Source organism: uncultured Maribacter sp. (assembly GCF_963975365.1).
GTDB lineage: Bacteria > Bacteroidota > Bacteroidia > Flavobacteriales > Flavobacteriaceae > Maribacter.
Genome location: NZ_CAXBGF010000019.1, coordinates 38,236 through 49,860, shown reverse-complemented (window position 1 = coordinate 49,860; position 11,625 = coordinate 38,236). Strand labels below are relative to the sequence as shown.

The following is an 11,625-nucleotide window of genomic DNA, read 5'->3' as shown; positions in this document are numbered from 1 at the left end:
AACTAAAGTTAAGCAAAAACAGTATTTTTATCAAGGACTTGTGCAACAGGCACAAAGGCTAAAACTTATAGTAAACTTGATTAAAAAACTGCTTGTTTTAAATTCTTTAAAATTAATTTAGAGATTTATAAACCTTCAGCACATTCTCAATTTTCAACTCAGTTTCCTCGTCAATATTTTGGCGTTCGGGTTTTTCTTGTAGCCTTTTAATTGTTCTCTTAATTCCTTCTGAGAAAGGGATAGTTGCTTTAAAACCTGGTACAAAGGTTTTTATCTTGGTATTATCGAACAAAACACTTTCTGCTTTATCGGCTAAAAGTGTTCCGGTAAACGAAGGTTCAATTTTACAAATAAAGTCCGAAGCTATATGTACCACTTTAGCTTCTTTGCCTAAAGCATCTGCCAAAATCTTATAAATCATATTCCAGCTAAGCACCTCATCTGATGTAATATGAAAAGCATGCCCAATAGCAGGTGTATTGCCCAATAAGCCAACAAAGCCTTTAGCAAAATCATCGGAATGTGTAACCGTCCAAAGAGATGTACCATCGCCATGCACGATTATTTCTTTTCCATCTAAAATTCGCTGTGCAGTATTATATTTATTAAATCCACCAATGGCAATCGGTATTACAGTATCATACGTTAATGAAGGGCGAACAATCGTTATTGGAAAACCTTCTTCACGATAGGCTTTTTGCAAACGATCTTCACAGAGTATTTTTCCTTGAGAGTAATCCCATAAATTATTGCAAAGCGGAGTAGATTCGGTAATCACAGGATAACTCAACGGCGTCTGATAACACGAAGCTGAGCTAATAAAAATATATTGCTTGGTCTTTCCCCTAAACAGATCAATATCGCGCTCAATATCATCGGGTGTAAAGGCTATCCAGTTAACAACAACATCCCAGTCGTGCTCTCTAAGCTCAGCCAATTCTTCAGGTTTGTTGATATCCCCAATAATAGAATGTGCACCTTCAATATCAACTTTGGCTTTTCCCCTATTCAATACATACAAATCCATTCCCTTGGCTATTGCCAATCTACTACTAGGTGTACTAATGTTTCCTGTCCCTCCTATAAATAATACTTTCATTCTATATTTTAATTATTTAATTACCTTAATACCAATTAATTACAATAAACTACTTTAGACATCCCTATAAAATGTCAACCCATTTTTAAAAGGATCATAAAAGGCAAATTCTTTGGTTCCCCAGGCGGTTTCCCGCAACAAGGTATGCGGATTAAAAAATATCTTTTCTGCATATTCTTGATATATAGATTCTATATTTTGGGTAACGATACCCAGCATTGGGCGGTCAATTTCTACCTCCCATTCCTTGGCATCGTGCCATTGTAAATGTATTTCTACGGCATCTTTAATTACTCCCGCGTACTTGGTTTTTTTAGCATCATCTGCAAAGGCTATTCTAAAACCCAATCGGTTTACATAAAAATCCAAAGCTTCTACCACATCCCAAACGGGAAGCACCCGATGTATTTGATGTAGATACCCTTTTTGTTCCATATCGTGAAAATACGAAAAGCAATAAAATTTGAGTGTTAAGAATTGTTATATCCTAAAAACAATTAGTACCGGGCGAGGCAATAATTTTTATGGGTAATTAGTATCTTCATAGAATCATTTCAAACCAAATTCAACACTATGAAAATTATTATTAAAACGTTGTTTTTTCTATTGTTTTCGGTTTCTACCATTGCACAGGTTTCTTCGAACCTTGAGCTTACCGATATTTTTAACATGGAATATGTATCTGACCCTCAGATATCACCAGATGGAAGTAAAATCATCTATGTTCGGAATTTTAAAGACATTATGACCGACAAAAATTTATCGAACCTTTGGATAGTAAATTATGATGGTTCACAAAACAGGCCATTGACCACCGGTAACCAAAACGACTACTACCCACGTTGGTCTCATAGTGGTGAAAAAATCATCTTTAAATCGAACAAAGAAGATGAAAAAATGAAGTTGTATTTAATGTGGATCGATACTAAGGAAATTGCTCCGTTAACAAATACACCAAAAGCACCGGGCGCCGTAAGCTGGTCTACTGACGATCGCTATTTGGCATTTACCATGTTCGTACCAGAAGTAGAAGAGTCGATTGTTAAGCTACCCACCAAACCTGAAGGGGCAAAATGGAATACTCCTCCTACTTACATCGACAAATTGAATTATAGAGGTGACGGACAAGGCTATATTAAAGGCGGTCATGACCAAATTTTTACACTTTCTATTGATGGTGGTACTCCAAAACAATTGACTTCTACAAAATTTGACCACGGAGCTCCTGTTTGGGCTAAAAACGATAGAACATTATACTTCTCAGCTAATTTTAATCCTGATGAGGCTTTTGAACCAGCAAATAGCGAAGTGTATGCCCTGAATATTTCAACAGCTGAAGTTTCACCGTTAACTACTAGATATGGTCCTGATGCTTCGCCAGGGGTTTCTCCAGACGGTAAAATGATTGCCTACTCAGGATATGACGATACTTTACAAGGATATCAGATTACAGAACTATATGTTATGAATACCGATGGTAGTAATTCTAAATTATTATCAGGTAGTTTCGATAGGGACATTTCCAATGCCCATTGGGCCAATGACGGAAAAGGACTTTATTTTCAATATGATGACAAAGGCGCAACCAAAATAGGCCATATCAGCTTAGACGGTAAAGTGACTACACTTGTTGAAAGTCTTGGCGGATTATCGTTAGGCAGACCTTATAATGCAGGTGATTTTACAGTTTCAAAAAACTCAAGGTTTGCATATACTTTGGGCAACACACAACACCCGTCTGATTTAGGCGTAGCAGATAAAAAAGGTTCTAAGCGTTTAACCTTTGTAAATGATGACCTTTTCTCGTTTAGAGATTTGGGTAAAACCGAAGAAATTTGGTGGAAATCCTCATTTGACCAAAAAGATATTCAAGGTTGGGTGGTTACCCCTCCTAATTTTGACCCAACTAAAAAATATCCGTTCATTCTAGAAATTCACGGTGGGCCATTTACAAGTTACGGTTCTGTATATAGTGCTGAAATTCAAGCTTACGCAGCATCAGGTTATGTAGTATTATATAGTAACCCCAGAGGTAGCACCAGCTACGGAGCGGAATTCGGGAATTTAATTCACCATGACTACCCAAACCATGATTATGAGGACTTAATGAGCGGTGTGGATGCCGTTATTGAAAAAGGTTTTATAGATACAGATAATCTTTTTGTAACCGGTGGTAGTGGCGGCGGAGTGCTTACTGCTTGGATTGTTGGAAAAACCGATAGATTTAAAGCTGCCGTAGTTGCAAAACCAGTAATTAACTGGACGAGCTTTGTCCTATATGCAGATGGCGCCGCATTTTTCTCTAAATATTGGTTCGGTAAAAAACCATGGGAAGACCCAGAAAACTATTTTAGACGCTCTCCACTTATGTATGTCGCCAATGTGACTACACCGACTATGCTATTGACCGGTGAAGAAGATTATAGAACTCCTATTGGGGAATCGGAACAATTTTATACCGCTTTAAAATTGGAAGGCGTAGAAACAGCTATGGTTCGCATACCCGGTGCAGGACATGGCATTGCGAATAGACCTAGTAATTTGATCGCTAAAATTGCCTCGGTTTTGGCGTGGTTCGATAAGTATAAGACCAAAAAATAAACAAGATTATGAGATTTTTCAAACTAGTAGGTATTGTAATAGTATTCCTTATAGCCAACAAAGGTTTTGGTCAAGACCTATCGGTAATGACCTATAATATTAAATGGGACAATACCAACGATACCGTTAACAATTGGAAAGATAGAAAATCTGCTATGGTTAGTTTACTAAAACATTACCAACCCAGTATTATCGGTATGCAAGAAGTAGTAAACGGGCAGTTGAATTATTTGGTTGCGAATTTGCCAAATTTTGCTTCAATTGGTGTAGGCCGTGAAGATGGAAAAGAAAAAGGTGAGTACTCCCCTATTCTTTATGACACTAAGCTATTAAAGCTACTTAAGAGTTCAACATTTTGGTTATCCGATACTCCCGATAAAATTTCTGTGGGTTGGGATGCAGCATTGGAACGTATCTGTACCTATGCCCTTTTTAAAGACCTTAAAACAAATAAACAATTTTGGGTTTTCAATACTCATTTTGACCACATAGGTGTTGTGGCCCGTGAAAAATCTACATTACTAATTGTTTCTAAAATCAAAGAATTAAATACAGAAAATCTGCCTGTTGTACTTATGGGCGATTTAAATTTAAGTCCCGAAGAAACTCCTATTCAATATTTAAGTCAAGAATTAATTGATGGTCAGCTAATTACTCAAAAAACTTTTTACGGTCCAACGGGAACCTTTAATGGTTTTGACCAAGACCGGATATTAAAAAACCGTATCGACTACATTTTTGTAGACAGTTTTTATGTTCTAGAGTATATACATATTGATGATCGCATGGAAAACAATAAACATATTTCTGACCATTTGCCGGTATTGGCTAAAATCAATATTGAAAATAAATTTTGAAACAATTAAACTAACAAATTAAATAAAGCATAAAAATTAAGCGACATGTTTATACCAGAACACTACAAAAACAACGACATACATGAAATACATAGCTTTTTAAAAAACAATAGTTTTGGTATATTAATCAATACAATAGTGGGAAAACCTTGGGGTACGCATATACCCTTAGAACTTGGGGAAAATATAAAAGGTAAAGATGTATTGGTTGGCCATATTGCCAAAGCGAATCTTCAAAGTAAAAATTTAAATGATGGTGACGAAGTCTTATGCATTTTTAATGGTCCGCATAGTTATATTTCCTCATCATGGTATCAAAAGGAGGAGGTTCCTACATGGAACTATGTTGCTGTTCATGTTTATGGAACGGTTAAAATTCAAACTGCCGAAGAATTAATGAAATCATTACACGAATTGGTTGATAAATATGAGCAAAACTCAGAACATCCTATTTCCATTAATGATATGTCTAAAAAGACCATGAGACAGATTACTGGTATAATTGGTTTTGAAATTATGATTAACGACATTCAAGCAGTTAACAAACTGTCTCAAGGTAGAAGTCATGACCATCCAAAAATAATTTCAGAATTAGAAAAACAAGGTTCAGCAGAAAAAGCGATTGCAAAAGAGATGAAAAAACTAAAAAAAATAAAAATTGACAGTAATTCTTATAAAAATTAGCATCGACCATCTGCATTCTAGTTTCATAATTAAATTCTAAAAAAGAACTCAAAAAATTATAAATCAAATAATTAGACAATACATTTAGGTTTTAGATGAACGGTAAAACCTACCTAAGTTTCTAACGTAAATAAGGTAACTTATAAACTCGATAAAGATGGTTTATATACTATTCTGTTTAAACATAGCCTTTGTTAGCGTTCTACTGGCAATTTCATATTTCGCTTATAAAAATTTACATAAAGAAATAAAGTAGATCAAGTCAAAATAATATCGTTTAAGATATCTTTTGATGAAAACAATCATTTAATTTTATCTTTTAAATATTACTACATTCCATAAAATACTATGACTGAAGCTAAAAGCATTTGTAACTTTTCTAAGTCTACTAAGATTGAAGAATGGCAAATTGTCAACGATGAAGTTATGGGAGGAATGTCAATGAGTATAATCCAAATAAACCCAGAAGGTAATGGAGTTTTTAGTGGCCATGTTTCATTAGATAATAATGGAGGATTTTGTTTAGTTCGGCACGATTTAGAGCGTATTAAAGTGGAGGGCTATTCTTCCTTTGAAATTCGAATGAAAGGTGATGGCAAAAAATATCAATTTCGATGTAAATCAAGTGACCAACAAAGACATTCGTATATATACCCGTTTATTTCTGTAAAAGATTGGAAAATAATGACGATTCCGTTTAAAAAAATGGAACCTTATTTTAGAGGCGACTCTTTAAAGATGCCAAATTATCATGGCGATTTTCTTGCACAAATAGCCATTTTAATAGGAAACAATAAAGAGGAGGATTTTAAACTTGAACTTGACTATATTAATATAAAATAAAAAAAGGAGCTCTTTAAAAATGGCTCTTTTTTTTATTCTAAAAGTTATTTTTAACTGTCTTTCAAAGATTTCATATCAATTACAAATCTATATTTCACATCAGATTTTTGAAGTCTGTCATAGGCTTCATTAATATTTTGAATATCTATCATTTCAATATCAGATACTATATTATGCTTACCACAGAAATCTAACATTTCTTGAGTTTCTTTAATACCACCAATTAATGAACCTGCAATACTCTTTCTGCCCATAATTAAACTTCCACCATGCAATGGGTCCAAAGGTTCAACCGCACCTACGATCACCATTGTTGAATCCCTTTTTAACAATGCCGCATAAGGATTCATATCATGACCAACAGGAATCGTGTTTAAAAGAAAATCGAAAGAATTAGCGTGCTTTTTCATCTGTTCTAGATCCTTCGATATTAAAACTTCGTCTGCACCCAATTTTTTAGCATCCTTACTTTTAGATGGAGATGTGGTAATCATAACCGTATATGCTCCCATGGCATGTGAAAATTTTATTCCCATATGGCCTAAGCCACCTAAGCCAATAACACCCACTTTATCGCCTTTTTTCACTCCCCAATGTGCTAATGGTGAATATGTAGTAATTCCTGCACATAATAACGGTGCTGCAGCCTTGGCATCTAAATTCTCAGGAACTTTTAATACAAATTCCTTATTTACGGTAATACTTTCAGAATATCCACCGAACGTATGTCCACCAGAATAATTGTCCTTGCTATTATAGGTAAATGTTGCTCCTTTTTCACAAAACTGCTCCAAATCATCTTTACATGCACTACAGGTTCGACACGAACCAACCAAACAACCAACACCTACTAAATCCCCTACTTTAAATTTCGACACCCCTTTTCCGACCTCTAAAACTCTTCCAATAATTTCATGCCCTGGTACAACAGGATATACAGAATTTTTCCAATCATTTTTTACTTGATGCAAATCGCTATGGCACACACCACAATAAAGTATATCAATTTTTACATCATCTTCTAAAGTTGCTCTACGTTCTATTTCGTATGGTTTTAAATCAGCATCCTTTGAATTTGCTGCGTATGCTTTAATTTTTTTCATAGATTTTTTCATAGATTTTTTCATAGATTTTCTCCTTTTAACTACATTAAAATTACAATAAAGAATAGCCTTGTTTTACTATTTTACTCCTTTAACCCAAATTTAACGAAGTCGAAAAGTATGTATCTATTAGAGCAAATAATAAACTTTAATAAGTTCATTTATCATAAAAATTTAATAACTGAATGTATTCTGAATATCAGAATTTGATTAAACATGATATTTATCATCTTCCAATATTTTTAAAAATTTTAAATTTATGATTACACAAAAAAACAATGAACCAAATTCTTCTACCTTTTAAAAAGCTAATAATTCCTTTTAGGGTAGATGAGTTAATGCCCAATATTTTAATTTTAATACCTAGAGTACTCACAGGCTATCTACTTTCTTTTGTATTTGCAGTAAATAAATTTGGCACACCTTGGACACCAAAATCGATGGAACTTCAATTATTCGAAGTCTCAGATTGGTTTGTTAAATTAGTAGAACAGTTTGGAACACCATTTTCTCTAATGCCAGAATTGTTTGCCTGGTCTGCCGGTTTTACTGAGGCTTTAGGCGGTATTCTTTTGATTTTAGGATTAAACACTAGAATTACCGCATTTTTTATAACTATTACGATGTTCATTACAATAGCTTTTAGACCCTGGGATGGATCATGGAATATTATACCCACATTCATCTTTTTCTGCATAGGTATCTTTTGTATGGGATTTGGCTCTGGCAAATTTGGCTTAGATTATCTTTTCACTAGAAGAAAACCATTTTAGTATTAATATATCATTGTTCTTTCCAATCAATTATTACTTTGCAAGAACACATTTCGGAAGCACATTTCAACAATTAAGCAACTACCTTTTAAAAACTAAGCAGATAAAAAGCATTTTTGAGGTAATCACTTATTTTGAAAACTTTTGAAATGAAAAAATTACTCTTTACAATTAGTGTATTTGTAATAGTTTTTACCGTAAAAGATCAAGAACACAAAGGTGTTACTTTAACCATAATCGTTGAAAATGTGTTCAATAATAATGGGCATACCTTAAGTGCGTTACACAATGAAAAATCATTTTTAAAAAGTTATGGACTTATTATAAACCGGGACAAAGTTGAAAAAGGAAAATTAATTCCAATATTCGAAAATGTGCAACCTTGGGAATACGCTGTTTCCGTATTACATGATGCCAATGGCAACCAACAAATGGATTTTGAAGCTAACGGTATGCCAACTGAAAATTATGCACTTAGCAATAATCCTAATCTTATGGGACCACCAAGGTTTGAAGATGTGAAGTTCATTGTTGGCCATGAAGATTTGGCGCTGAATATTAGATTTTAAAGCTCATTGGTGTAAATTTAAATTCTTGTGAAGCATATAAATTATTCAACTGATATAGGGATAAACTGCTACTATCTTTTTTTGATATATTTTTTATTCACGGCTTAAAATCAAGAGATTATATTTACTTTTAATTAAAAATATCCTTTTCATTGAATTTTAAAGGCTTATCTAATAAATATGGGATTAAGGAAATTTTACATTTTTAGCCTTTTGTCATTGTTCTTCTGCACGGTGGAAATAATTGCACAAGACCTGCAAATAGATAGTCTTAAATCTATAATAAAAGAGAACAAAAAGGATACCACGAACGTGAATGCCTTGTTGGATATTTCAAACATCCTTTCCAAATCGGACACTTTAGAATCAAAAAATTATGCCCTAAAGGCAATTGACCTGGCGGAAGAATTGGATTACAAAAAAGGGCAAGCTTATGGGTATAAAAATTTAGGCTTGCTACTATATGCCAAAGGTGAACTAAATAAAGAATTGGTTGATTATTGGAAAAAATCCTTAGAACTCTTTCAAGATATAGGTTTTAAAAATGGCATAAGCAACCTTCAAAATAATTTGGGCAGTGTGTATCAAACCAAGGGGGATGATCCTACTGCATTAGGGTATTTTTTAAAATCCGTTCGACTGGCGGAAGAAATAAAAGACTCCTTACGTATCAGCACGGCCTATCTTAATATTGGCAGTGTGTACTCCAATGAAAAAGCAACCTACGCGCAAGCTCTGGAAGCCTATAATAAAGCCAAAAAAATATTCGAGGAAATCAATTATAGGGATGGTGTGGCTTATGCAGCGATAAATATTGCGGAAATATACCTTAATACCAATAATCCAGAGGCAGCGCTTCAGGTTCTGGATGAATCCATGATTCTTTTTGATGAAAATGACGCTGATTTGGCCAACAGTATAATCATGGTAGGAAAAGCATATGAAGATATGGGTGAACTAAAAATTGCCGAAAAAAAATATTTGGCTGCAATTACATTGGCTAAAACCAATGATGCCAAAATAGAGGCTTCTAAAGCATATATTCGTTTAGGGGATATGTATAGAACAATAGACGAGCCTTCTAAAGCCCTTGAACAGTACGAGAATGCTCTGGAATTAACCAAAACGACAAAGGTTTTTCGGGATAAAAAAGATATTTATGAGGGTTTGGCTAAGGTCTACGCTCATCTTGGTGATTATCAAAATGCATATAACTATCAAAATCAATTTTCTGCAATCAGTGACACGATTAGAAACGATGACTACGAACATACAATCGGAAATTTAAGGTTTCAGTTTGATATTGAGAACAAGGAAAAGGAAATTGAATTATTGAACGTAGAAAACAAAGTAAAGGAAGTGGGTTTGGAAAGAGCTGCAATTTCCAAAAAATACTTTTTGGCGGTTAGCACATTATTGTTCGCCATAGCCATGGGTATTCTATTTCAATATTTTTATATAAAGAAATCCAATAAAAAATTAGCTTTAGAACGTAATAGGGCGGAACAGATTCTTTTAAACATTCTTCCTAAGGAAACAGCGGAGGAACTCAAAAAAAATGGGAAGGTACGCGCGAAGGAATTTAAGCAGATTACCGTGCTTTTTACAGATTTCAAAAGCTTTTCGGTAGTTGCAGAAAAAATTCCAGCCGAAGCCCTGGTACGAAGTGTAGATTTCTACTTTAGAAAATTTGATGAAATTATACAAAAGAATGGGCTTGAAAAAATTAAAACTATCGGAGATGCCTATATGTGTGCCGGAGGTTTACCTACCGAAAACGAAACCAATGCCGTAGATGCTTTCAATGCTGCACAAGAAATATTATCTTTTGTGGAAGAAACCTTAGCTCATCCACCAGAGGGTATTCATCCTTTTGAAATTCGTATCGGCCTTAATACTGGGGGTGTAGTAGCTGGAGTGGTCGGCACCAAAAAGTTTCAATATGATATATGGGGAAGTACCGTAAATGTAGCTGCTCGAATGGAAGCGAGTTCAATCCCAGGTAAAATTAATGTTTCAGAAAACACCTATAATTTATTAAAGGATAAAATAGATTTCACCTATAGGGGAATTATAACCGTTAAGAATTCACAAAAACTGAAAATGTATTTCGTAGGAAAAGAGGTGACTGAAAATGTAATTGTTAGTTAAAGACCAGAAACTAGCCTTTAACTATAAAAAAATGTTTAAAATTGTAGAATATAAATAAGGGTTTTTCTTACTAAAAGAAATAATGTAAGTTGAAAATTTGGGAAAAGGATAGAACTATATTGACTGCTTATTTTTCAAATCATTATCTATTACAATATTTTAAGTAATTTTTTGTTTAATTAATTGAATATAAATTTTTCATTTTACAGTAGCCGATGAAATTGCACAACGAAAAGGCATATCCTAAACTTTGTCTGCTACTACTGTCCACTTTGGAGAAAAGTCTACCAAATCATTTAACCTATCATACCTTGGAACATACGATTGATGTAGCCAATGTTTGTGATGCATATATTAAGTATTATAATATAGAGGAAAATGATGCTAAACTTATTCGTGTTGCGGCCATAGGTCATGACTTTGGTTATATCATCTCACCTATTGAGCACGAAGAAAGAAGTATTAAAAACCTATCCCATATTTTGAGGGATGTGTTAACCCCAGAAGAAATAGAAGTAGTGAATGGTATGATTCGTGCCACCAAAGTTCCCCAGGTTCCTACCACTTTTATGGAGAAAATAGTTGCCGACGCCGATTTGGATTATTTGGGAAGAGCTGACTATGATTTGCTTAGTGGTGGTCTATACAAAGAGTTCCAATATTATGATACTGTAAATAATCAGAAGGATTGGTTAGACCTTCAAATAAAATTTCTTGAAAATCACAAATTCCATACTCCTTTTGCCCAAGAGTTTAGGAAACCATTGAAACTTCAAAAATTAAAAGAATTAAAAGAAAAACGTCAAGCTTTAGTAAGCTAACCAACTCATTAACAATCAGCTATTGGTGGGTTTTTCTTACGTATTCTCCAATTTAAAATTTTGGCGAAATACCTTTTTCATCGACGAACTACTTTTAAGGTCATTTTTTAAGGCAATATCACTT

Annotated in this window: 11 protein-coding genes; 8 read left to right on the top strand and 3 right to left on the bottom strand. The window is 34.0% G+C overall.

Annotation, left to right across the window (positions count from 1 at the left end; all coding sequences use genetic code 11):
* Positions 1-112: 112 nt before the first annotated feature.
* Complete coding sequence (locus AACZ49_RS16875) at positions 113-1,099, bottom strand: SDR family oxidoreductase (protein ID WP_339657254.1); 987 nt, start codon at positions 1,097-1,099, stop codon at positions 113-115.
* A 54-nt stretch (positions 1,100-1,153) separates the two neighbouring features.
* On the bottom strand, positions 1,154-1,534 hold the full coding sequence (locus tag AACZ49_RS16870; RefSeq protein WP_339657252.1) for a glyoxalase superfamily protein: 381 nt from the start codon (positions 1,532-1,534) through the stop codon (positions 1,154-1,156).
* Positions 1,535-1,672: 138 nt separating this feature from the next.
* Between AACZ49_RS16870 and AACZ49_RS16865 the strand changes: the two genes are divergently transcribed.
* From AACZ49_RS16865 to AACZ49_RS16850, 4 genes are all read left to right on the top strand, one after another.
* Entirely contained in the window at positions 1,673-3,700 is a 2,028-nt protein-coding gene (locus AACZ49_RS16865) for a S9 family peptidase (protein ID WP_339657250.1), read from the top strand.
* An 8-nt stretch (positions 3,701-3,708) separates the two neighbouring features.
* Complete coding sequence (locus AACZ49_RS16860; RefSeq protein ID WP_339657248.1) at positions 3,709-4,557, top strand: endonuclease/exonuclease/phosphatase family protein; 849 nt, start codon at positions 3,709-3,711, stop codon at positions 4,555-4,557.
* A gap of 45 nt (positions 4,558-4,602) precedes the next feature.
* On the top strand, positions 4,603-5,241 hold the full coding sequence (locus tag AACZ49_RS16855) for an FMN-binding negative transcriptional regulator (RefSeq protein ID WP_339657247.1): 639 nt from the start codon (positions 4,603-4,605) through the stop codon (positions 5,239-5,241).
* A 348-nt stretch (positions 5,242-5,589) separates the two neighbouring features.
* Positions 5,590-6,084, top strand: a complete 495-nt coding sequence (locus tag AACZ49_RS16850; RefSeq protein WP_339657245.1) for a CIA30 family protein — start codon at positions 5,590-5,592, stop codon at positions 6,082-6,084.
* Between the two features lie 50 nt (positions 6,085-6,134).
* Here AACZ49_RS16850 and AACZ49_RS16845 read toward each other — a convergent pair whose 3' ends face one another.
* On the bottom strand, positions 6,135-7,187 hold the full coding sequence (locus tag AACZ49_RS16845; protein ID WP_339657258.1) for an NAD(P)-dependent alcohol dehydrogenase: 1,053 nt from the start codon (positions 7,185-7,187) through the stop codon (positions 6,135-6,137).
* 278 nt (positions 7,188-7,465) lie between these two features.
* On the opposite strand from AACZ49_RS16845, the gene AACZ49_RS16840 reads away from it, so the two are divergent.
* The 4 genes from AACZ49_RS16840 to AACZ49_RS16825 all read left to right on the top strand — a co-directional run bounded on the left by AACZ49_RS16840 (position 7,466) and on the right by AACZ49_RS16825 (position 11,501).
* A complete protein-coding gene (locus tag AACZ49_RS16840; protein WP_339657243.1) occupies positions 7,466-7,960 on the top strand; it encodes a DoxX family membrane protein in 495 nt (164 codons plus the stop codon).
* A 149-nt stretch (positions 7,961-8,109) separates the two neighbouring features.
* On the top strand, positions 8,110-8,529 hold the full coding sequence (locus AACZ49_RS16835) for a DUF2141 domain-containing protein (protein ID WP_339657242.1): 420 nt from the start codon (positions 8,110-8,112) through the stop codon (positions 8,527-8,529).
* A gap of 180 nt (positions 8,530-8,709) precedes the next feature.
* Positions 8,710-10,680 (top strand): adenylate/guanylate cyclase domain-containing protein, encoded by a 1,971-nt coding sequence (locus tag AACZ49_RS16830; protein ID WP_339657241.1) that lies wholly within the window; start codon positions 8,710-8,712, stop codon positions 10,678-10,680.
* A 215-nt stretch (positions 10,681-10,895) separates the two neighbouring features.
* Positions 10,896-11,501 carry an HD domain-containing protein gene (locus tag AACZ49_RS16825; RefSeq protein ID WP_339657240.1) on the top strand — a complete coding sequence of 202 codons (606 nt, stop codon included), beginning with the start codon at positions 10,896-10,898 and terminating at the stop codon, positions 11,499-11,501.
* Positions 11,502-11,625 lie beyond the last annotated feature (124 nt).